Genomic DNA, 21,067 nt, shown 5'->3' on the forward strand with positions numbered 1-21,067 from the left:
ATGGCAGCTGAACGACCGGGCGGGCGCACCGCGGCGGTGCGCGAAGCGGTGTTGCGCGCGACGGCCGACCTACTCATCGAGGAGGGGTTGGCTGGTCTGGAACTGACTGCTGTGGCCGAACGGGCCGGTGTCGGCAAGTCGACGGTGTACCGACGGTGGGGTTCGGTTCCGGCCTTGGTGGCAGACCTCCTGGCCGACATGGCCGAACAGTCGGTGCGCCGGGCCGACACCGGATCGCTGCGCGGTGATCTCCGGGCCAACGCGACCCTGGTGCGTCGCACCCTCAACGATGCGCGCCAAGGCAGGTTGTTCAAGGCCGCTGTCGCGGCGGCGACCTGCGACCGACACACCGCCGACGCGTTGCAGCTGTTCTACGACCGGCGAATCGCGGAGTGGGCCGGATGTGTGACCGATGCGATGGAGCGGGGCGAAGCGCCGGCCGGAACCGATGCCGCTGCGGTCATCCGGCAGGTCTCCGCCCCGCTCTACTACCAATTCCTCACCAGCACGCGAACTCTCACGGTTGCCGACGCGCATCGTGCGGTCGACGCCGCGATCGCGGCCGTCGTTGCGGGGGTGTTCGCCTAGCGCAGCGGGTGCGCCAGCTCGTCGCGCGGCATCCGCGCAGCCCCCACCGCCACCGCGGCCAGCACGGCAGGCAGCAGCCCGGCCACCAGGAAGATGGACTCCATCGAGACCACCTTCGACAGCGGGCCGACGATCGCGAACGACAGCGGCATGAACGCCAGCGACACGAAGAAGTCGAGGCTCGAGACCCGGCCCAGCATCTCCGTCGGCACCCGGCGCTGCAGTAGCGTTCCCCAGATCACCATTCCGGCGCCGTCGGTGACGCCGACGCAGAATGTGGCCGCGGCCATCAACGGGAACGACGACGTGACGCCGACGATCACCAGCGGCACCGATCCCAGGCCCCACATCAGCATCATCGTGGTCAGGTAGCGCCGTGGCATCCGGCGCGAGGACACCGTCAATGCCCCCAGCGCGCTGCCGAATCCGAAGAACGCCAATATGAATCCGTAGGCGCGGGCGCCGTCGGCGAACCGGTCCTGGGCGATGAACGGCAGCAGTACCTCGATCGGCCCGAGGACGACGAGCACGAACATGCTGGCGAACAACAGCGTCCACAGCAGCCACGGGGTGCGGACCATGAACGCGAAACCATCACGCAGATCACGCAGTACGTGCGGCTGATCTCGATCATCGGGTGCTGCAATCGAATCCACTGCCGGGCGGGTCGCGACCAGCAGGGCCAGGCCCAGGCCGAACAGCACCGCCACCACCACGGCGCCCAGTGAAGGGAAGGTCGCGGCGATCACCATGCCCGCCACCGCGGGCCCGACAGAACGCTGGAAAACCGGACGCACCACACCCTCAACACCATTGGCCGCCAACAGTTGTTCGGGCGGCAGGATGCGCGGCAGTAGCGCGCTGTAGGCGGGGAAGAAGAACGCCGCGGCGATGCCGAGAATGCCCGACGCGACGGCCAGATGCCAGATCTTGAGCACGTCGAGCAGGCCCAGCACCGCGATGGTCGTGACCGCTACCAGATTGACGGTCTCGACCGCGATGATGATCGTGCGCTGGTTGATCCGGTCGGCGGTGATGCCGCCGACGAGAACGAACGCCACCAGCCCGGCGCCGAGGCAGGTGGCCACCAGCGACAGTGAGGCCGGATCGTTGTCGATTGCGATGACCTGCAAGGCCATCACCACCGACCACATGCCCTCGGCGAAGATCGACAGCGTGACCGCGGCGATCAGCAGCCGGTATTCGCGGATGCGGAAGGGGGCGAGCACGCGCCAGCCGCCGGTCTGATCAACCGGCGCCTGGATGTCGCGTTGCATGCTCACAACATTCGATGGTGCCTACCCGGAGCGGGTTGCGTCCAACGATTTTCGCCCGCGAGCAGACGTAAAGCTGCCCATTTCGACGCGAGAAAGGGCAGTTTTGCGTCTGCTCGGCGGAGTCAGGACTGGGTGAACTCCGGGCGCCGGTTCTGCTGGAAGGCCTTGGTGCCCTCGCGGAAGTCGTCGGACACCAGCAGCTGCAGCTGGCCCTTGCGCTCGCGGGCGAAGGCGCCTTCGAGCTCGGTGAGCGTGGCCGCATTGACAGCCTGCTTGGTCTCGCGCAGCGCCACCGCCGGACCCGAGCGCAGCTTTGCGATGACCTTGTCCACCGCGGCGTCGAATTCCTCGGCCGGGTACACAGCGCTGATCAAACCCCAGTCGTAGGCGTCGGCAGCGGTGAGGCGATCCGCCAGCAGCGCGAGTCGCATGGCCCGGATCCGGCCGATGTTCGCGGCGACCAGAGCCGAGGCGCCGCCGTCGGGCATCAACCCGATCTTGGTGAACGCCAACAGGAAGAAGGCTGCCTCTGAGGCCAGCACGACGTCGCATGCCAGGGCCAGTGACACCCCGACGCCTGCGGCGGGTCCCTGGACGACGGCCACGACCGGCTTCGGCAGCGCCACGATGGAGGCGACGGCGCGGTTGGCCGCGTCGAGCACGCCTTCGGCGTCGTGACTCTTGGCGTTCTGGTCTTCCTCGCTGATGCCCGCGCCGGAGCTGAACCCGCGGCCCGCGCCGCCGAGGCGGACCACGCGCACTTCCGGGTCGGCGCCGGCGAGATCCATGGCATCGGCGATCGCCACGAGCATGTCCTGGGTCAGGGAGTTCAGGCTGTCGGGCCGGTTCAGCGTTACCGACAGCACACCGCCCTCGAGGGACACGGTCAGGTCTTTGACGTCGGGGTATTCGCGGGTCACGGTCATCTATGCACCTTAAGTCTGACGGGCCGAGAGCCGGTCCGGGCGGGGGCCGGCTATGGCCATGCCGGTCGAGAAGGTTATACAAGTAAGCTATGTCACCGGTCAACCAAGGCCTAACACGCGAAGGGCGGAAGAGCATGGCAGGACCACTGCAAGGTTTGCGCGTTGTGGAGTTGGCCGGTATCGGCCCGGGCCCGCATGCGGCGATGATTCTCGGCGATCTTGGCGCCGACGTCGTGCGCATCGAGCGGCCCGGTCGCAGCGGGGGAGTGCCCGCCGGTGATCGGGACTCGATGCTGCGCAACCGCCGTTCGGTGGCGGCAGATCTCAAGAGCGACGAGGGTCGCGAGCTGGTGCTCAACCTGATCTCGAAGGCCGACGTGCTGATCGAGGGCTACCGGCCCGGCGTCACCGAACGCCTGGGGCTGGGACCAGAAGATTGCGCCAAGGTCAACGACCGCCTGATCTATGCCCGGATGACGGGGTGGGGTCAGGACGGGCCGCGGGCCCTGCAGGCCGGCCACGACATCAACTACATCTCCCTCAACGGCCTGCTGCACGCGGTCGGCCGCAAGGGTGAGCGGCCGGTCCCACCGCTGAACCTCGCCGGTGACTTCGGTGGCGGCTCGATGTTCCTGCTCGTCGGCATCCTCTCTGCGCTGTTCGAGCGGCAGACCTCCGGCAAGGGACAGGTGATCGACGCGGCCATGGTCGACGGCTCGTCCGTGCTGATGCAGATGATGTGGGGTTTCCGCGCCAACGGCCTGTGGTCCGATGAGCGCGGCACCAACATGCTCGACACCGGCGCCCCCTACTACGACACCTATGAGACCGCCGACGGCAAATACATGGCCATCGGTGCGATCGAGCCGCAGTTCTACGCCGAACTGCTCAAGGGTCTGGGCCTCGACGGCGCCGACCTCCCGGCGCAGAACGACATGGCCCGCTGGCCCGAGCTGCGTGAAGCCTTCACCAAGGCATTCGCCGCGCACGACCGCGACCACTGGGCCAAGGTGTTCGCCGGTACCGATGCGTGTGCGACGCCGGTGCTGTCTTTCGCCGAGGTGCTCACCGAGCCGCACATCGCCGAGCGCGACACATTCTTCGATGACGAGGGGAACCTGCAGCCGATGCCGGCACCGCGGTTCTCGCGCAGCACCCCGGCGGTGCCGACCCCGCCGAGCCCGCGCGGCGCCGACACCGAATCGGTTCTGCGGGACTGGGTTTAGTTCAACCACATCAGTGGGTCGGCGCGACGCCGGCCGGAAAGGAATGCGGTAAGTGGAGATCAAAGATGCGGTAGCCGTCGTCACCGGCGGTGCCTCCGGCCTGGGCCTGGCCACCACCAAGCGGCTGCTGGACGCAGGCGCGCAGGTGGTCGTGATCGACCTCAAGGGCGAAGAGGTGGTGGCCGAACTGGGTGATCGGGCCAAGTTCGTCGCCACCGATGTCACCGACGAGGCGGGGGTGACCGAGGCGCTGGACGTCGCGGAATCGCTCGGCCCGGTGCGCATCAACGTCAACTGCGCCGGCATCGGCAATGCGATCAAGACTCTGTCCAAGAACGGGGCGTTCCCGCTCGACGGCTTCCGCAAGGTGGTCGAGGTCAACTTGATCGGCACGTTCAACGTGATCCGGCTGAGCGCTGAGCGCATCGCCAAGACCGAACCACTCAAGGGAGAAGAGCGCGGCGTCATCATCAACACCGCCTCCGTGGCGGCGTTCGACGGGCAGATCGGCCAGGCGGCCTACTCGGCGTCCAAGGGTGGTGTGGTCGGCATGACCCTGCCCATCGCGCGCGACCTCTCGCGTGAGCTGATCCGGGTTTGCACCATCGCGCCGGGTCTGTTCAAGACCCCGCTGTTGGGCTCGCTGCCCGAAGAGGCACAGAAGTCGCTGGGCCAGCAGGTGCCGCATCCGGCCCGGTTGGGCGATCCCGATGAGTACGGCGCCCTGGCCGTGCACATCGTCGAGAACCCGATGCTCAACGGCGAGGTCATCCGCCTCGACGGCGCTATCCGCATGGCTCCGCGATGAGCGCTTGCGCGAAGAGCCGAGTGAACAGATGAGCGCTTGCGCGAAGAGCCGAGTGAACAGATGAGCGCTTGCGCGAAGAGCAGAAAACACAGGAGAGAGTCCTAATGGCATTGAAGACGAAGTTCACCGAGACATTCGGGATCGAGCACCCCATCGTGCAGGGTGGCATGCAGTGGGTCGGCCGCGCCGAACTCGTTGCGGCTGTGGCGAATGCGGGGGCGCTGGGGTTTCTCACCGCGTTGACCCAGCCGACGCCTGCGGATCTGGCCAATGAGATCGCCAAGACCCGTGAGCTCACCGACAAGCCGTTCGGGGTGAACCTGACGATTCTGCCGACGATCAACCCGCCGCCGTATGACGAGTACCGCCAGGTGATCGTCGACTCCGGCATCAAGATCGTCGAAACCGCCGGCTCCAATCCGGCGCCGCACCTGCCGATGTTCCACGACAACGGCATCAAGGTGCTGCACAAGTGCACCTCGGTGCGCCACGGGGTCAAGGCGCAGAGCCTCGGTGTGGACGGCATCAGCATCGACGGGTTCGAGTGCGCCGGTCACCCGGGCGAGGACGACATCCCGGGCCTGGTGCTCATCCCGGCCGCGTCGGAGAAGATCGACATCCCGATGATCGCCTCGGGTGGTTTCGCCGACGCGCGTGGCCTGGTGGCCGCGCTTGCGCTGGGTGCCGACGGTGTCAACATGGGCTCGCGGTTCATGTGCACGGCCGAATCGGCGATTCATCAGAACGTCAAGGAAGCGATCGTGGCGGGCACCGAGTTGGACACTGAGCTGATCTTCCGCAGCCTGGGCAATACCGCACGGGTCGCGAGCAACACAGTCTCGCGTGAGGTGGTGCAGATCCTCAAGGACGGCGGCCAGTTCGAGGACGTGAAGGATCTGGTGGCCGGCAAACGCGGCGTGAAGGTCTATGAGATCGGTGATCTCGACGCAGGCATCTGGTCGGTCGGAACTTCGATGGGTCTGATCAACGACATCCCCACCTGCGGCGAACTCGTCTCGCGGATGGTGTCGGAGGCCGAGCTGCTGATCAGCGGGCGCCTGATGAACATGATCGGCGCGGACGAGGCCGAGTCGGAGAAAGAAACAGTCCTCGCCTGAAGCGAGGACTGCGGCCCGAAGCGGGCAAAGTCACGGCAAACTCTAGATGGGAAACGCGCGCCCTGAGGGCGCGCGTTTTCTCATACTGCGGTGGGCAGTTCTTGGTAGTCGTCAAACTGCTCCGAGGTGTCGCCCTCGACGAGGAAATCGCCGTGGTAGAGAGCCTCGAAGTCGACCTTGATGACATCTGCACTGGTGTCGTCGATCCACATGACACTGAGCGTATGGGTCACTATTAAGGAATCTTTGAGTTACGGTTCGGAAAATGGTGGCAATCCTACTTTTCGGTAGGTTTCTAGCCAGTAGGGCTTGTGACGTGGATGGGGTTGCTGGGGTACAGCGCGATCCAGGTCACCACGGCGGCTGCGACGCCGATCACCAATAGCCCGACCGCCGCCTTGGGCGACACCTTGGAGCGGCCGAATACCCGGTGATCGATCGAGAACGCACCGGCACCGGTGAACAACAGCGCTGCGGCGGCGAATGCGGCCAGGAACGGAACGTTGAAGGGCTGGGACCAGAAGGCGTCAGTCGCGACATTCACGGCCCAGGCGTCGACCATCGCGCCGATCACCGCGCAGGCTGCGAGCGGGGTGAGGATCCCGAGCAGCAGGCCGATGCCGCCCAGGGTTTCGGCCGCGGTCACCATGAACGCCCCGAATGCGGGGAGTCGCCACCCGCTGGACTCCATGAATTCCACCGCGGTGCCGAAATCGAATGCCTTGATCAGGCCGGCTTGGAGCATGGTTGCGCCGGTGGCGATGCGCATGATGAGCAATCCGGTATCGGTCATACGGGTGGTCGCGGTATCGGCGTCGGTGGTGATCGTCATGCCTAATTAGACGCACAGACGCCCCCGAATTCATCGCGGCACGTCGGGGTGAACCCTTCGGTGCCGGTCGTCGTGTGTAGAGCGAGGCCTACGTTGACGCTGGAAACTTACCGTTGTTAACTTAACGGCGATACCCATTGGGGAAGGACACCACGTGCTGCATCGAATCGCTCGTCTTGCCATCGCAGCCCCGCGACGTGTGCTCGTGGTGGCGGCGTTGGTCATGGTGGCTGCGGGCATCTTCGGCATCCCGGTGGCGAACAACCTGTCGGCCGGCGGTTTCCAGGACCCGACGTCGGAGTCGGCACGGGCCACCCAGCTGCTGTCGGACAAGTTCGCCCGCGGCGACATGCAGTTGGTCATCAGCGTCACCGATGACAACGCTGGGGCGAACGGCACGGCCGCCCTGGCTGCGGGAACCGAGATCGCCGGCCGGCTCAAGGCATCGCCGTACGTGACCGAGGTCAGCTCGGCCTGGACCTTGCCGCCGCCCGCGGCAGCCACATTGATCAGTAAGGACGGCAAGACCGGGCTCATCCTGGCCGGAATCACCGGCGGGGAGAGCGGCGCCCAGAAACACGCCAAGGAACTCACCGATCAACTGGTGCACGACCGCAAAGGTGTGACCGTGCGGGCCGGTGGCGAGGCGATGATCTACGTCCAGATCAACGGCCAGAGCGAAAAAGACCTCCTGATGATGGAATCCATCGCGATTCCGCTGAGCTTCCTCGTGCTGGTGTGGGTGTTCGGCGGACTCCTCGCCGCCGCGCTGCCGCTGGCGGTCGGCGGATTCGCGATCCTCGGATCGTTGGCGGTGCTGCGCGGGTTCACGATGGTCACCGACGTCTCGATCTTCGCGCTCAACCTCACCGTCGCCATGGGGCTCGCGCTGGCCATCGACTACACCCTGTTGATCGTCAGCCGGTACCGCGACGAACTTGCCGACGGTGTCGATCCGGACCGCGCATTGGTACGCACCATGGTCACGGCCGGGCGCACGGTGCTGTTCTCGGCGATGACGGTGGCGCTGTCGATGGTGGCGATGGTGCTGTTTCCGATGTACTTCCTCAAGTCGTTCGCCTACGCGGGGATCGCGGTGGTGGCGTTGGCGGCATTCGCGGCCATCGTGGTGGCCCCGGCGGCCATCGCGCTGCTGGGTGATCGACTGGACGCCTACGACGTGCGCCGGTTCATCCGTCGGCTCCTCGGGCGGCCCGAACCCGTGGCCAAGCCCGTCGAGCAGACCTTCTGGTACCGGACGACCAAGCGCGTCATGCGGCGCTCGGTTCCGGTCGGACTCGCCGTCATCGCACTGCTACTGATGTTGGGCGCACCGTTCCTCGGCATCAAGTGGGGTTTCCCCGACGACCGGGTGCTGCCGTCTTCGGCGTCGGCCCGTCAGGTCGGCGACGAGTTGCGCAACGACTTCGCCGTCGACTCCTCGACCGCCGTCACCGTGGTGCTTCCCGACGTGACGGGGCTGCCGCCCGCCGAGATCGACCGCTACGCAAGTGATCTGTCACGGGCCGCCGGTGGTGCCTCGGTGTCGTCACCCGGCGGCACGTTCGTCGACGGTAGCCGGGTCGGACCGCCGACCTCTGGAACTGGAATGACCGACGGCAGTGCCTATCTCACCGTCGGTAGCCATGTGCCGTTGTTCAGTGACGCCTCTGAGGCACAACTCGACGCGCTGCACGCCGTGCCCGCGCCGGCCGGGGTGCAGTTCACCGGCATCGCGCAGGTCAACCGGGACAGCTCAGATGCGATTACGTCGCGGTTGCCGCTGGTGCTCGGCATCATCGCCGCGATCACTTTCATCCTGCTGTTCCTGCTCACCGGCAGCGTCGTGCTTCCGCTGAAAGCGTTGGTGCTCAACGTGTTGTCCCTGTCGGCGGCGTTCGGTGCGCTGGTGTGGATCTTCCAGGACGGTCACCTGGGTGCGCTGGGCACCACGTCGACGGGCACCTTGGTGGCCAACCTGCCGGTGTTGTTGTTCTGCATCGCATTCGGGCTGTCGATGGACTACGAGGTGTTCCTGGTCTCGCGGATCCGCGAGTACTGGTTGCAGCCCGGCAGCGACAGCGAGATGTCCCAGCGGGAACGGAATGACGAGAGCGTTGCGCTCGGACTGGCCCGCACCGGCCGGGTGGTGACGGCCGCCGCGCTGCTGATGTCGATCTCGTTCGCGGCGCTGATCGCTGCGCAGGTGGCCTTCATGCGGATGTTCGGCCTGGGCCTGACCATTGCGGTCCTCGTCGACGCCACCTTGGTGCGCATGCTGTTGGTACCGGCATTCATGCACCTGATGGGGCAGTGGAACTGGTGGGCGCCGGCACCGTTGGCCCGGTTACACAAGCGAATCGGGATCAGTGAGTCAGGTCCTGGCGAGCTGGACCCTAACGGGCCGGGTGATGCTCCCGGAGGCGGGAAAAAACGCCAACCTGCCGGGGCCGGTGTTACGGACGTCGGCTAGTGGCGATCCAACCCTGTAAACGACGCCGCGCCCCGCGCGGTTCCGGTGAGCTTCTGCGTGATCAGATCCTTGACGCCACAACCGAATTACTGCTGGAGACCGGCCATGCCAAGGCCGTGTCGATCCGGTCGGTGGCCCAGCTCGTCGGGGTCACCCCGCCGTCGATCTACCTGCACTTCGCCGACAAGGACACGCTGCTGGACGCGGTGTGCTCGCGGTACTTCGAGAAACTCGACGAGGAGATGCAGCGGGCTTCCCAAAAGGCCGGAGCCGATCGCTCCTCAATGATCGAGGTGCTGCGTGCTCAGGGCCACGCCTACGTGAACTTCGCCAGGCGCACACCCGAGCTGTACCGATTGGCCACGATGGGTGAGGGCCGGCCCGGCAGCGACGTCGACACCGCGCTGAACAGCTCGGCGTTCCAGCACATGCGGGCGGCCATCGACGCACTGATCACCGAGGGGATCTACCCGCCCGGGGACGCCACGACGATGGCCCTCGAACTGTGGACTGCAGCGCACGGGGTGGCCGCGCTGCTGATCTCCAAACCCTATCTGCCGTGGGGCGACGCCGAGGAGTTCACCGATCGCGTGCTGCGGGCGGTCTGTACCGGTCAGATCGTCTCGGGGATGATCGGGACTGATCTCGAGCCGTTGGAGACCATCGCAAGGTTGAAGGGATTTGCCAGTGAATACGCCGACGGAGGAGCACCGTGACTGACCGGACCGTGGACAACCCGTTCTTTGCCCGGGTGTGGAAGACCCTGTCCAGTTCGGAGCCGGCGGCGCTGCGTCGACTGCGCAGTGACAACCTCGCCGGCCTCAGCGGGCGGGTGCTGGAGATCGGCGCGGGCACCGGGACGAACTTCGCCTTGTATCCGTCGACGGTCACCGAGGTGGTCGCCATCGAGCCAGAACGTCATCTTGCCGAAGTGGCCCGCGGCGCGGCGGCACTGGCCCCGGTGCCGGTGACCGTCACCAGTGACACCGCCGAGAAATTCAGCAGTGCAGAGCCGTTCGATGCCGTGGTCTGTTCACTGGTGCTGTGCTCGATCGATCAGCCGGATGCGGTTCTACGTCAGCTGTTTTCGATTGTCCGGCCGGGCGGGGAGTTGCGGTACCTGGAGCATGTCGCCGGCAGTGGCTGGCGGGCCGGGATGCAGCGCGTGGCAGATGCCACCGTCTGGCCGCGGTTGTTCGGCAATTGCCACACCCATCGGCACACCGAGCAATCCATCGCTGGTAGCGGATTCCAGGTTGAGGTTGCGCACCGTGAACTTGCGATGCCGGCCTGGGTGCCGCTGCCGGTGACGGAGTTCGCGATCGGGCGCGCAGTCCGGCCTGCCTAGCCGGCGTCGCGACTACCGAGGAGCGTAGGCAACCGCTGCAGCAGGTTCGGCAGAGTGCCGGCCGCGGTCTCACGCAGGGAAACCGTGGCACTGTCGGACAGCGGTGTGCGTTCCGGATTGACCTCGATCACCACGGTGCCCGCGGCCACGGCCGCCTCGGCCAGGCCCGCGGCCGGATAGACGACCGAGCTGGTGCCCACCACGATCACCACATCGGCGTTGCCGACCGCCAGTACTGACCGTTGCCAGGCGTCGTCGGGCAGCGGCTCACCGAACCACACCACGCTCGGGCGGATCAGGCCGCCGCACGGGCAGACCGGGGGTTCGATCGTCTCGACCGGCTCCGGCATCTCGGGCAGGTTGCCCTCGAACCTCGAACCGCATGCATCGCAACGGAACTCGAACAAATTGCCGTGCAGGTGATAGACGTTGGTGCTTCCGGCGCGCTCGTGCAGGTTGTCGACGTTCTGGGTGATGACGTGCACGTCGGCGAAGTCCTGCCAGGCGGCCACGGCCCGATGCCCGTCGTTGGGCCGCACGTGGGACATCATGTAGTGGCGCCACAGATACCAGGCCCAGACTTTCTCCGGATGCCGCTGCCAGCCTTCGATGCTGGAAATCTCGTACGGATCTACTTTTGCCCACAGGCCCGTCTCGACGTCACGGAACGTGGGGACACCGCTTTCTGCCGAGATCCCGGCACCACTGAGGACAGTCACTTGCACATCACCAACGTAGTCGGTTTGGGTGATACTGAGGATGTGGTCGAGTTGGGGGATTGGGTTCTGATTGATTCGAGCGGGGATAAACCGTTGTTCGATCAACTCAGGATCCAGATTATCGAGGGCATTCGCCAGGGGCACCTGACGCCGGGTACCCGGCTGCCTACGGTGCGTGAACTGGCAGGCAAGGTGGGGCTTGCAGTGAACACCGTGGCCAGGGCGTATCGGGAGTTGGAGTCGGCGGGGGTGTTGGAGACCCGGGGGCGGTACGGCACATTCGTCGCACGGGCCGATCCGGCCGATGCCGCGATGGCCGCCGCCGCGCATTCGTTCGCCGAGGCCGCCCATGCGTTGGGGATCGGCAAAGCCGATGCGCTGCGTTATCTGGACACCGCATTCGATTGATCGGCTCGGCCGATGCATTCGATTGATCGGGCGCCGGATCACCCGGTCCGGTTGCCGTGCCAGCGGAGCACATCGAGTGCGACGGCCACCGCGACGCTGTTTTCGGCAAGCGGGCGCGGCAGGAGTTCGTCGGCGCGGGCCAGTCGGCGCAGCAGCGTATTGCGATGCAGATACAGCCGCGCCGCGGCGCGCGAGGCGTTGCACTGTTCGTTGACGAATACCCGTACGGTTTCCTGCAATTCAGGGTCGGCGGTCTCTAGGCCGCCAAGGTTGCGGTTGACGAACTCGGCGGCGCGATCGGGGTCAGCGGTGGTCAGGGCGACCAGCTCGACGTCGGCGAACCGCGCGATCTGCTGTGTGGAGTGCAGCCGGGCCATCATCTGCTGTGTGGTGATCGCATCGAAGTGGCTGCGCCGGAACCCATCCAGACCGTCGGCTGTCGGACCGATGGCGATCCGGACACCGTCCAGGTCCCCGGCGGCGCGGATCAGCGCCTGGTAGCCGTCCCGGATGTCGGCGCTACCCGCCGCCCACACCCAGCGGGTGGCGGTGCTGGCCAGCACGCTCAACGGCCGCGGATCACCGCAGTCGCCGCCGAACGCCTCGGCGGCCCGGTCCAACCCGGACAGGTCGCCCGCGGAGTCTTCGCTCCAGATCACCGCCGCGGTATGGGTCCCGGTCAGCGCATGGCCCAGGCGCGCCTCTGCACGCTGCCGGGGGATCGGTGCGCCCTCGAGCAGTAGTGCGACGGTCTCGCGCCGCTCGGCGTGGGTGCCGCGGGTCAGGTCGTCGCGTTCCAGGTCGATCTGGGTGGCGATCCCGGCCAGCGTGGCGTCGACGAACGCGCTGATGGACTGTGAGCACACGTCCAACATCTCGTGCAGTTCGGCCGGGTCGGACGTGAGCTCGAAGGCGATCTCCATGAGGCGACGCCACGCCACGCCCTCGCCGACCCGGTAGGCATCGAGTGGAAACCCGCTGACGCCGCGCCGCACCAGCTCTCGCGCGATGCTCAGCGGCTCCGGTCCGGTGTTCGGCGGTACCGGCGCGCCCGGATCGCGCACATTCGCCGTGCCCCAGAAGAACAGGTTGGCATGGTTGCTGCGCACGACTGCGGCGGCGAGCTCGGGGTCGGACGCGATCGTCGGACTGGCGGCAAGTACTGCGGCGTCGAATTCGTCGAGCCATTCCGGGCGGGGGTTGAGGACAGTCTGCGCGCATTGCCGGATCAGGTCCTGCACCCGCGGTGAAGGAGGCTGCCACACCATCACCCCAGGGTAGAGCGGTGGTGCAAAGTGCACCACCACAAGCGCGATAATTGGCACTTCCGACCTTGGGTGACGGTGGTCTGACCGCCACCATTGAGACATGACCCACACCGATCACGTCGACGTACTCATCATCGGCGCCGGTATTTCCGGCATCGGTGCCGCCTACTACCTGCAGCGCGAGCACCCGGAGCGCAGCTACACGATCCTGGAGGCCCGCGGCGCCGCAGGTGGCACCTGGGACCTGTTCCGCTACCCCGGAATCCGGTCGGACTCCGACCTGCATACCTTCGGCTACGAGTTCAAGCCGTGGCGCGACGAGCATGCCATCGCCACGGCCGACAAGATCCTGGCCTACCTGCACGAGACCGTCTCCGAAAACGGCATCGGCAGCCACATCCGGTTCCACCACAAGGTGCTCGGCGCGGCCTGGAATTCCGCGACGGCCACCTGGACCGTTGACATCGAGCGGACCGACAGCGACGGCGCGGATCCAGAACTCGTGCAGATCTCGGCGAACTGGCTGTTCTGCGGTGGTGGCTACTACCGCTACGACCAGGGCTACACCCCGCACTTCGAAGGTCAGGACCGGTTCACCGGGCGGATCGTGCACCCCCAGCACTGGCCCGAGGACCTCGACTACACCGGCAAGAAGGTCGTCGTCATCGGTAGTGGTGCCACCGCGGTGACGCTGGTGCCGTCGATGGCGCCGACCGCCGAGCACGTGACCATGCTGCAACGCTCACCCACCTACGTGCTCCCCGTCCCGGCCAAGGACGCCTTCGCCAACACCGCCAGGCGGTTGCTGGGCGATCGCCTGGGCTATGCGGCGGCCCGGCGCAAGAACGTCATCAAGCAGCGCTCCGTCTACACGCTGTGCCAGAAGTACCCGACCGCCGCTCGCTGGGTGATCCAGAAGATCAACGCCAGCAAGTTGCCCGACGGATACCCCGTCGACGAGCACTTCGCGCCCCGCTACAACCCGTGGGACCAGCGACTGTGCGCGGTGCCCGACGGCGACCTGTTCAAGGCCATCAGCAATGGCAGCGCCTCGGTGGTCACCGACCGCATCGCCACGTTCACCGAGACCGGAATCCTGTTGGAATCGGGGCGGGAACTCGATGCCGACATCATCGTCACCGCAACGGGTCTCAACATTCAGCTGTTCGGCGGAATGTCGCTGACCATAGATGGCCAACCGGTAGACCTCGCCGACACCGTCGCCTACAAGGGCATCATGCTCTCGGGCGTGCCGAACTTCGCCTTCGCCTTCGGTTACACCAACTCGTCGTGGACGCTCAAAGTCGGGTTACTCTGCGAGCATTTCTGCCGACTGTTGAAGCACATGGACGCCAACGGTTTTGACGCCGTGCAACCGGAGTTCACCGGCGGTCAGACCCGACCGCTACTGGAATTCGGTGCCGGGTACGTCCAGCGTGCGATCGACGAGATTCCCCGCCAGGGCGTCGACGGACCGTGGCAGATGACGATGAACTACACCGTGGACGCCGAGACCCTGCGTAACGGGCCCGTCGTAGACTCCGCGCTGCGGTTCGGATCCCGGCGTACGGCCCTTGCCGACCCGGCAGCCCAACTCGTTCCCTGAGGCTGATTCTCAGGGACAGCTCACGTCCCGTGGCTAAGCTCACGCCCATGGATACGTTCTCACCGGCGCTGCCACCGGACATCGCCGGCGTGTCCTCCGCCGTCGGCGCGGAACTGCCACCCGGGCCCGTTCCCGGTCGGCCCTACGCGCTCCCGGCAGACGTGCTGGCCGAACAGTACGGGCCCCTGTTCTACGCGGACTTCACCGGCAGCCGGCGGCTGTATGCGTGCTCGCTGGCGTTGATCGACGAACTCTGTGACGAGACACGGTTCGAAAAGGGCATCACCGACCGGCTGGACCGCTTCCGGACCTTGGTCGGCAACGGTCTGTTCACCTCGTATCCCGGTGAAAATGGTTGGCAGCAGGCACATGACGTCCTGATGCCCGGTTTCAGCTTCAGCGGTCTGCGCAGCTACCACCCGGCCATGCTCGATATCAACCGTCAGCTCATCGCGCTGTGGGATGAAACCGCCGGAGCGGTCGGGCCGCGGTTGGTTGATGTCGCGGGCGATCTGGCGAAGCTGGCCATGGACACCGTGGGTCTGGCCGGATTCGGGGCGCGGTTCGACTCTTATCACCAGGACGGGCTGGCCGACATCCCGTCCAGCTTCGCGTCCGCGCTGGCACAGATCATCACCCCGGGCGGTGGCGACCGGGCGGTCTTCGCCGTCGAACGCGACAAGCTGTTCGCCTTCATCGACGAGTTGATCGCCGGGCATCGCGCGGGCGCGGTCGATCTGGACGATCTGCTCGCTCTGATGCTCGAACCGGGCGCCGACGGTGCACCGCGCCTCGATCACGACAGCGCCCGCAACCAGATCCTGACATTCCTGATCGCCGGGCAGGACACCACCTCGACCCTGATGCCGACGGCTTTGTACAGCATCGTCAAGGATCCCGCGGTGCTGCACCGGGCCTGCCTCGAGGTGGATGGATTGTTCGGGACGGACGACGATCATGTGCCCGCGTTCGACGAGATCGGCAAGCTCACCTACATCCGTCAGATCGTCGACGAGACGTTGCGGCTGTCCCCGCCGGTCCGGGAATTCGACCGGATGGCATTGGCGGACACCGTCATCGGCGGCCGGTATCCGGTGCGCAAGGGTGAGGTCGTCACGGTGATGACCTCGGCGCTGCACCGGCAGCCCGAGTGGGGGGACAACGTCGAGTTGTTCGACCCGGACCGGTTCGGCGCCGAGCGGGCCGCCGGGCGTCCGGTCAACCTGTTCAAGCCTTTCGGCACCGGTGCCCGGTCCTGTATCGGCCGTCAGTTCGCCTTGCACGAGGCGACCATGGCGCTGGCCACCCTGGTGCACCGGTATCGCTTCCTGGACGTCGACCACTACCAGTTGCGCACTCACAGCGATCTCCTGCGCAAGCCGGTCGGATTCCACCTGCAATTGGTGCGGCGGACACCGCAGGACCGCCGGCACGTCGCCGGTCCCGTTGCGGAATCGTCGACGCCGAGGCCGCGCGCAGTCGCCGCGCCCGGTGCGAAAGTGACCGTGCTGCACGGCTCCAACCTCGGCAACTGCCGATCGCTGGCGCAGCAGCTGGCGGACGAGGCCACCGATCTGGGTTATCAGACCACCGTGGCCGCCCTTGACACAGCGGCGGGAGCACTGCCCGGCGAGGGGGCGCTGGTGGTGGTCGCCGCATCGTACAACGGGCAACCTACGGACGACGCACGGCAATTCGTCGAATGGCTGGACGATCCCGAGACCAAACCGCAGCCGGTGATTCCGTATGCGATCCTCGGGGTCGGCGACCGGAACTGGGCCGAAACGTACCAGACCATTCCGAAGCATATCGATCAGCGGCTGTCGGAACTGGTTGGCCCACCGCTCATTCCGCGTGGCGAGGCGGACACTTCGGGCGATTTCGCCGGGACCGTCGAAGACTTCTCCGCAACGCTGTGGGAAGCCCTCGCTCCCACCGGCGGCGCGGCGGTGGCCGCCGAGGGCACCGATGGTGAGCCCCTGTACGCACTGCGTGCCATCGACGGGCCGGTGACGTCGGCGATCGATGCGCGTTTCGAGGTGCAGCCGGCCACCGTGCTCGAGAACGTGGCATTGGTCGACGACCGCGACATGGGAAATGCCAAGCGGCTGATCCGGATAGCGCTTCCCGACGAACTCGAATACCAGACCGGCGATCACCTCACGGTCCTGCCCGACAACAGCCCCGAGGCCGTGGACGAGGTCGCCGCATTGCTGGAATTGCGGCTCGACCGCCGGATCTCGATCAATCCGCGGCGCAGCACCCGCCGTGCCATCGCCGTCGACCGTGAAGTCAGCGTGCGTGAGCTGCTCACCCATTTCGTCGAACTCCGCAAGCCGGCCAGCCGCAGTCAGCTGCTGCGCCTGGCGGCAGCCAATCCGTGCCCGCCGGAACGGTCGGCCTTGACCGAACTCGCCGAGCATCACGAGACCCGTGCCATGTGCGTCACCGAATGTCTGGCTGAATTCCCGGCGACCGAACTGTCGCGGGCCCAACTGCTGGAGCTGTTCGAGCCGATGGCGCCCCGGCACTACTCGATCGCTTCCTCGGCCCGCCGGGTGCCGCGTGAGGTCGAACTGGTGGTCAGCGTGCTCGAGGGACAGGCCCGTTCCGGCTACGGTGTGTTCCGTGGCGTGTCGTCGAGTTACCTCGCCGAAGCCGTACCGGGACAACAGATCCGGATGCGAGTGGACAGCGCGCGCCGAGCATTTCGGGCCGGCGCCGAGCCCGCGAAGAACGTCATCCTGGTCGCCGCCGGAACCGGGGTCGCCCCGTTCCGGGGATTCATCGGGGACCGGCTGGCGGCGCAGGCCGCGGGCGAACCGTTCACGTCGGCATTGTGTTTCTTCGGGGTACGTCACCCGGATGTCGACTATCTGTTCCGCGACGAGATCGAGTCGGCCGAACAGGCCGGCGTGTTGCGGATGCGCCCGGCGTTCTCGCGGCGGCCCGAAGACGAGGTCCGGTACGTGCAGGACCGGATCATCGCCGACGCCGACGAAGTCTGGACGATGCTGGGAGACCCGGATATGGACGCCCACGTGTACGTCTGTGGCGACGGTGCCCGGATGGCTCCCGCGGTGCGCGGGGCATTCCGCGATATCTACCGCCGTAACAGCGGCGCTGACGAAGACGCCGCGGTGCGCTGGCTGGCCGATCTGGTCAGTTCAGATCGTTACGTCGAGGACGTGTGGGCGCAGTAGGCGTCAGCCGAATTCCAACAGACCCATCACCGGGCGGACGGGGTCGAAGATCGGCAGGTGTTGTGTCTGCAGTATGGCGTTGAGAATCACGCCGCGGCCGGACGGCATCGGCAGATCGCGTACCGTCCGCACCCCGGGGACGGTGTTGGCCAGGTCGGCGAACTCTGTGGGCGTCAAGCTGAACGGCATCGGGGGCACGCGGTAGCGCATCGAGGTCGGCAACCCCTTGCGGGTGAGGAAGGCGAAGAACGCCGGCGGCAGGTCGAACATCATCTGGCCACCTGGAAAGCGTTGCGCGCAGGCACGGATCAGCGACATGGATTCCTCGGGCTGCAGGTACATCAGCAGGCCTTCGGCGGTGATGAACACTCCGTGGCTGGTGTCGACGTGGTCCATCCAGCTGAAGTCCAGTGCCGACTGGGCGCACTGCGTGACGCGGTCCGGCTTTGGCAGCAGCTTGTTGCGGAGCTCGATCATGGGCTCCAAATCGACTGACAACCAACGAAAATCATGGCCCAGGCCGGCGGCGTCCAAGCGGTAGAAGCTGGTCTGCAGCCCCTCGGCGAGCGCCACCACGGTGGCCTGCGGATGTTCACGAAGGTAGTCGCCGGTGGTCCGGTCGAACAGCAGCGACCGGAGCGCCATGTCCTGGCGGCGGGTGTAGCCGAACTTGGCGAAATCGAAATCGATCGAATCCACCAGTTGCACTGCCATCGGATCGTCGATCAGGCCGTCCGGGCGCCGCGCCTCGTGCGCACGCACCTGCAGGGTCAGCAGTGCCGTCTCGGAGACACCGGTGAGCGCGCTGCCGCTCACCTTGCCTGGGGTTCCCGTCATGGGCGCGAATGTACCCGCGTTCTGTCGGCCGGTGCCAACGCCGTCGACCGCACGCGCAAAGATGTCGTCAACCGCTGATCGGCTCAGCCGGAAGGAGTCTGCCGTGCCACGCTTTGCGGCCAATCTCTCCATGATGTACACCGAACACGCCTTTCTCGACCGGTTCGCCGCCGCGGCGACCGATGAGTTCACCGCGGTGGAATTCCTCTTCCCGTACGAGTACCCGGCCGAGCAACTGCGCGGTCGCCTCGATGCCGGCGGCCTGCGTCAGGCCTTGTTCAACGCTCCTCCCGGTGATTTCGAGGCAGGGGAACGCGGTATTGCCTCGCTGCCCGGCCGCGAGGCCGAGTTCCGCGACGGGTTCGCCCGCGCACTCGGATACGCCGAAGTGCTGAATTGCGCGCGGGTACACGTGATGGCCGGCCTCGTTCCGCCGGGTGCCCACCGTGAGGAGCGGCTGGCGGTGTACCGCGGCAACCTCACCTGGGCCGTCGATCAGGCCGCGGGTCGCGGTGTCGACGTGCTGATCGAGCCGATCAACCAGCGCGACATGCCCGGCTACCTGCTGAGCCGGCAGGACGAGGCGCACCAGATCGTGGGCGAGATCGGGGCACCGAATCTCAAGGTGCAACTGGACCTGTACCACTGCCAGATCACCGAGGGCGATGTGACGGTCCGGCTGCGCTCGGACATTCCGACCGGCCGTGTCGGGCACGTGCAGATTGCCGGAGTCCCCGATCGGCACGAACCGGACAGCGGCGAGCTGGCGATCGACTACCTGCTCGCGGTCATCGATGAGACCGGTTACGAGGGCTGGGTGGGTTGTGAGTACCGTCCCGCCGCCGGCACCAGTGCGGGATTGGGATGGATGCGAAGAGCGTGCGGGTGAGGCCTCAGCGCAGCACTTTGTCCAGGGTGCGCAGGTTTCTGGTGGTCGTGCAGGATTTGTAGCGCTTCTTGCCCATTGTCTTGCCGATGGCGCTGTCGAGTGTCGCGGCTCGAGGCACCTGCCAGTAGAGCACCCCGTCCCCGCGCCGGATCTTTTCGTCGTCGCCCGGGGTCAGGGCCGCGAGCTCGTCGAGCAAGTCTGCGTCGCTCACGAAGGTGACGTAGGAGTGGTGGTCGGGGACCTCCCGCTCGAACGGATAACCGGCGGAGATCTTCTGCAGGGCGGGCATGTTGTACACCAATACCCACGCCTCGTAGCCGAACGTGTCGCGCAGTGCAGACTCGGCCGTAGTGCGGACCTTTGCAGCATCGGAAGTGCTGTCCAGCAAGACATTTCCGCTTGCCAGAATCGTCCGAACCCCGGTGAACCCAGACGCCTCCATGGCTTTCTTCACGTCGGCCATCTTGAGATTGACGCCTCCCACGTTGATGCCGCGCAGGAACGCGATGTAGCGGGTCACGGCTTCAGCCTAATCAGTCACTTCACCGGCAGCTGGTTCAGATCGGCCTTCGCGGTGGCGGTGATGAGGTGCAGCACCCGTTGGAAGCTGGGGGAGCGCGTCGACACGATCGACGTGTGGTTCTCACCCGGGAGCAATTCGACGCTTGCCCGGCCACCACGCTTCTTGAGCGCCGCGACATAGCGCTGCGAATTGGCCGGTGCCACAACAGTGTCGAGGGTTCCGTGCACCGCGATCACCGGCACCACCGGGTCGAGGTTCTGGATCGGATCGACCGAGGCGTACCGCTGCGGTACCTCTGCCGGGCGGCCGCCGAGCACCGCGACGATGCGCTTGTCGCCGTGGTTGGCGGCGTAGACCATGTCGAGCGGACCGGCCAGCGAGATGACCCTGGTCGGCCGGAAGCGAGGCCGGGATCCGACCTCATCACCGCGCAGGTCCTGCCGGGTGCCGGCCCAGACTGCCAGCTGAGCTCCCGCACTGTGGCCGACGACGAGTGCGTCGTCAATGGCCAACTGCGGATACTGCAGCGCCATCTCGGCGATGTAGTCCATGGCGTGCGCCACGTCGTCGAAAGTGGTCGGCCACCCACCGCCCGATCCCAACCTGCGGTACTCGATGTTGTAGACGGCCATGCCGCGGCTGGTGAGCTCGCGGGCCAATCCGGCGAACACCCCCGCGCCCATCGTGCTCTGCCATCCGCCGCCGTGGATGAGCACCACCAGCGGGACCGAGTTGAACGCATGCGCGCCGGCAGGCAGGTACAGGTCGGCCCAGTTCTGGTCGGGGTACCGGCCGGCGGGATGTGCGTCGGACAGATAGTGGAAGCGGGAGACGGTCACGTCGTGCAGGGTGAGTGCCTCGGGAACCACCGCGACTTGTGCGGACCGCTTTTCCGTCTTCGATTCCGGGTTCGCTTCCGTCGCGCACGACGGCGTGAGACCGACGACGAACAGGGCGGTGAGCAGGATCAGCGCGCACCGATACCGCCTGCCATGCAGTCCTGGAGTCAGCACAGTGG

The 21,067-nt window shown here is 66.3% G+C and carries 20 protein-coding genes; 11 read left to right on the forward strand and 9 right to left on the reverse strand.

Annotated elements, in window-relative coordinates:
- Positions 1–588, forward strand: a complete 588-nt coding sequence (locus tag ACZY08_RS19915) for a TetR/AcrR family transcriptional regulator (protein WP_463746342.1) — start codon at positions 1–3, stop codon at positions 586–588.
- Here the strand turns inward: ACZY08_RS19915 and tet(V) are convergent.
- Both tet(V) and ACZY08_RS19925 read right to left on the reverse strand, forming a co-directional pair.
- Positions 585–1,865: a tetracycline efflux MFS transporter Tet(V) gene (gene tet(V) / locus ACZY08_RS19920; RefSeq protein ID WP_463746570.1), complete on the reverse strand. Its 1,281-nt coding sequence runs from the start codon at positions 1,863–1,865 to the stop codon at positions 585–587. The genes ACZY08_RS19915 and tet(V) overlap by 4 nt on opposite strands.
- 122 nt (positions 1,866–1,987) lie before the next feature.
- Complete coding sequence (locus ACZY08_RS19925; protein ID WP_463746343.1) at positions 1,988–2,791, reverse strand: enoyl-CoA hydratase; 804 nt, start codon at positions 2,789–2,791, stop codon at positions 1,988–1,990.
- A 134-nt stretch (positions 2,792–2,925) separates the two neighbouring features.
- Here ACZY08_RS19925 and ACZY08_RS19930 point away from each other — a divergent pair, with 134 nt between their 5' ends.
- From ACZY08_RS19930 to ACZY08_RS19940, 3 genes are all read left to right on the forward strand, one after another.
- Positions 2,926–4,017, forward strand: a complete 1,092-nt coding sequence (locus tag ACZY08_RS19930; protein ID WP_463746344.1) for a CaiB/BaiF CoA transferase family protein — start codon at positions 2,926–2,928, stop codon at positions 4,015–4,017.
- Between the two features lie 52 nt (positions 4,018–4,069).
- Complete coding sequence (locus ACZY08_RS19935) at positions 4,070–4,825, forward strand: 3-hydroxyacyl-CoA dehydrogenase (protein WP_463746345.1); 756 nt, start codon at positions 4,070–4,072, stop codon at positions 4,823–4,825.
- 104 nt (positions 4,826–4,929) lie between these two features.
- The gene (locus ACZY08_RS19940; RefSeq protein WP_463746346.1) at positions 4,930–5,943 is read left to right on the forward strand and encodes an NAD(P)H-dependent flavin oxidoreductase; all 1,014 of its coding nucleotides are present in this window, start codon (positions 4,930–4,932) and stop codon (positions 5,941–5,943) included.
- A gap of 80 nt (positions 5,944–6,023) precedes the next feature.
- Here the strand turns inward: ACZY08_RS19940 and ACZY08_RS19945 are convergent, their stop codons facing one another.
- Both ACZY08_RS19945 and ACZY08_RS19950 read right to left on the reverse strand, forming a co-directional pair.
- Positions 6,024–6,155, reverse strand: a complete 132-nt coding sequence (locus tag ACZY08_RS19945) for a hypothetical protein (RefSeq protein ID WP_088305117.1) — start codon at positions 6,153–6,155, stop codon at positions 6,024–6,026.
- An 83-nt stretch (positions 6,156–6,238) separates the two neighbouring features.
- Positions 6,239–6,775: a DoxX family protein gene (locus ACZY08_RS19950; RefSeq protein WP_463746347.1), complete on the reverse strand. Its 537-nt coding sequence runs from the start codon at positions 6,773–6,775 to the stop codon at positions 6,239–6,241.
- 154 nt (positions 6,776–6,929) lie between these two features.
- On the opposite strand from ACZY08_RS19950, the gene ACZY08_RS19955 reads away from it, so the two are divergent.
- Genes ACZY08_RS19955 through ACZY08_RS19965 form a run of 3 tightly spaced genes read left to right on the forward strand, consistent with a single transcriptional unit; the run spans position 6,930 to position 10,596 of the window.
- On the forward strand, positions 6,930–9,248 hold the full coding sequence (locus tag ACZY08_RS19955; protein ID WP_463746348.1) for an MMPL family transporter: 2,319 nt from the start codon (positions 6,930–6,932) through the stop codon (positions 9,246–9,248).
- Positions 9,248–9,964, forward strand: coding sequence for a TetR/AcrR family transcriptional regulator (locus tag ACZY08_RS19960; protein ID WP_463746349.1), 717 nt, complete (start codon positions 9,248–9,250; stop codon positions 9,962–9,964). The genes ACZY08_RS19955 and ACZY08_RS19960 overlap by 1 nt, the downstream gene beginning before the upstream one ends.
- Positions 9,961–10,596, forward strand: a complete 636-nt coding sequence (locus ACZY08_RS19965) for a class I SAM-dependent methyltransferase (RefSeq protein WP_463746350.1) — start codon at positions 9,961–9,963, stop codon at positions 10,594–10,596. Before ACZY08_RS19960 ends, ACZY08_RS19965 begins: the two co-directional genes overlap by 4 nt.
- On the opposite strand, the gene ACZY08_RS19970 is transcribed toward ACZY08_RS19965, so the two are convergent.
- Positions 10,593–11,321, reverse strand: coding sequence for an NAD-dependent deacylase (locus tag ACZY08_RS19970; protein WP_463746351.1), 729 nt, complete (start codon positions 11,319–11,321; stop codon positions 10,593–10,595). The two genes, ACZY08_RS19965 and ACZY08_RS19970, sit on opposite strands and share 4 nt — an antisense overlap.
- 36 nt (positions 11,322–11,357) lie before the next feature.
- On the opposite strand from ACZY08_RS19970, the gene ACZY08_RS19975 reads away from it, so the two are divergent.
- The gene (locus ACZY08_RS19975; RefSeq protein WP_463746571.1) at positions 11,358–11,723 is read left to right on the forward strand and encodes a GntR family transcriptional regulator; all 366 of its coding nucleotides are present in this window, start codon (positions 11,358–11,360) and stop codon (positions 11,721–11,723) included.
- A gap of 38 nt (positions 11,724–11,761) precedes the next feature.
- Here the strand turns inward: ACZY08_RS19975 and ACZY08_RS19980 are convergent, their stop codons facing one another.
- Positions 11,762–12,991, reverse strand: a complete 1,230-nt coding sequence (locus ACZY08_RS19980) for an Rv1453 family transcriptional regulator (protein ID WP_463746352.1) — start codon at positions 12,989–12,991, stop codon at positions 11,762–11,764.
- Positions 12,992–13,091: 100 nt separating this feature from the next.
- Between ACZY08_RS19980 and ACZY08_RS19985 the strand changes: the two genes are divergently transcribed.
- Complete coding sequence (locus ACZY08_RS19985) at positions 13,092–14,597, forward strand: flavin-containing monooxygenase (RefSeq protein WP_463746353.1); 1,506 nt, start codon at positions 13,092–13,094, stop codon at positions 14,595–14,597.
- A gap of 47 nt (positions 14,598–14,644) precedes the next feature.
- A complete protein-coding gene (locus ACZY08_RS19990; protein WP_463746354.1) occupies positions 14,645–17,800 on the forward strand; it encodes a bifunctional cytochrome P450/NADPH--P450 reductase in 3,156 nt (1,051 codons plus the stop codon).
- Between the two features lie 3 nt (positions 17,801–17,803).
- Here ACZY08_RS19990 and ACZY08_RS19995 read toward each other — a convergent pair whose 3' ends face one another.
- Positions 17,804–18,637 carry a class I SAM-dependent methyltransferase gene (locus ACZY08_RS19995; protein ID WP_463746355.1) on the reverse strand — a complete coding sequence of 278 codons (834 nt, stop codon included), beginning with the start codon at positions 18,635–18,637 and terminating at the stop codon, positions 17,804–17,806.
- 103 nt (positions 18,638–18,740) lie between these two features.
- Between ACZY08_RS19995 and otnI the strand changes: the two genes are divergently transcribed.
- Positions 18,741–19,526: a 2-oxo-tetronate isomerase gene (gene otnI, locus ACZY08_RS20000; RefSeq protein ID WP_463746356.1), complete on the forward strand. Its 786-nt coding sequence runs from the start codon at positions 18,741–18,743 to the stop codon at positions 19,524–19,526.
- A 4-nt stretch (positions 19,527–19,530) separates the two neighbouring features.
- Here the strand turns inward: otnI and ACZY08_RS20005 are convergent, their stop codons facing one another.
- Positions 19,531–20,046, reverse strand: a complete 516-nt coding sequence (locus ACZY08_RS20005) for a DUF1697 domain-containing protein (protein WP_463746357.1) — start codon at positions 20,044–20,046, stop codon at positions 19,531–19,533.
- A gap of 17 nt (positions 20,047–20,063) precedes the next feature.
- Positions 20,064–21,020, reverse strand: coding sequence for an alpha/beta hydrolase family protein (locus ACZY08_RS20010; protein ID WP_463746572.1), 957 nt, complete (start codon positions 21,018–21,020; stop codon positions 20,064–20,066).
- Between the last annotated feature and the right edge of the window lie 47 nt (positions 21,021–21,067).

This window comes from Mycobacterium sp. IDUB_9 (assembly GCF_055419505.1).

Bases quoted from the DNA above. Each gene is read 5' to 3' on its own strand.
- ACZY08_RS19915 (WP_463746342.1), top strand. From the start codon at position 1: ATGGCAGCTGAACGACCGGGCGGGCGCACCGCGGCGGTGCGCGAAGCG.
- ACZY08_RS19925 (WP_463746343.1), bottom strand. From the start codon at position 2,791: ATGACCGTGACCCGCGAATACCCCGACGTCAAAGACCTGACCGTGTCC.
- ACZY08_RS19930 (WP_463746344.1), top strand. From the start codon at position 2,926: ATGGCAGGACCACTGCAAGGTTTGCGCGTTGTGGAGTTGGCCGGTATC.
- ACZY08_RS19940 (WP_463746346.1), top strand. From the start codon at position 4,930: ATGGCATTGAAGACGAAGTTCACCGAGACATTCGGGATCGAGCACCCC.
- ACZY08_RS19945 (WP_088305117.1), bottom strand. From the start codon at position 6,155: ATGTGGATCGACGACACCAGTGCAGATGTCATCAAGGTCGACTTCGAG.
- ACZY08_RS19950 (WP_463746347.1), bottom strand. From the start codon at position 6,775: ATGACGATCACCACCGACGCCGATACCGCGACCACCCGTATGACCGAT.
- ACZY08_RS19980 (WP_463746352.1), bottom strand. From the start codon at position 12,991: ATGGTGTGGCAGCCTCCTTCACCGCGGGTGCAGGACCTGATCCGGCAA.
- ACZY08_RS19985 (WP_463746353.1), top strand. From the start codon at position 13,092: ATGACCCACACCGATCACGTCGACGTACTCATCATCGGCGCCGGTATT.
- ACZY08_RS19990 (WP_463746354.1), top strand. From the start codon at position 14,645: ATGGATACGTTCTCACCGGCGCTGCCACCGGACATCGCCGGCGTGTCC.
- ACZY08_RS19995 (WP_463746355.1), bottom strand. From the start codon at position 18,637: ATGACGGGAACCCCAGGCAAGGTGAGCGGCAGCGCGCTCACCGGTGTC.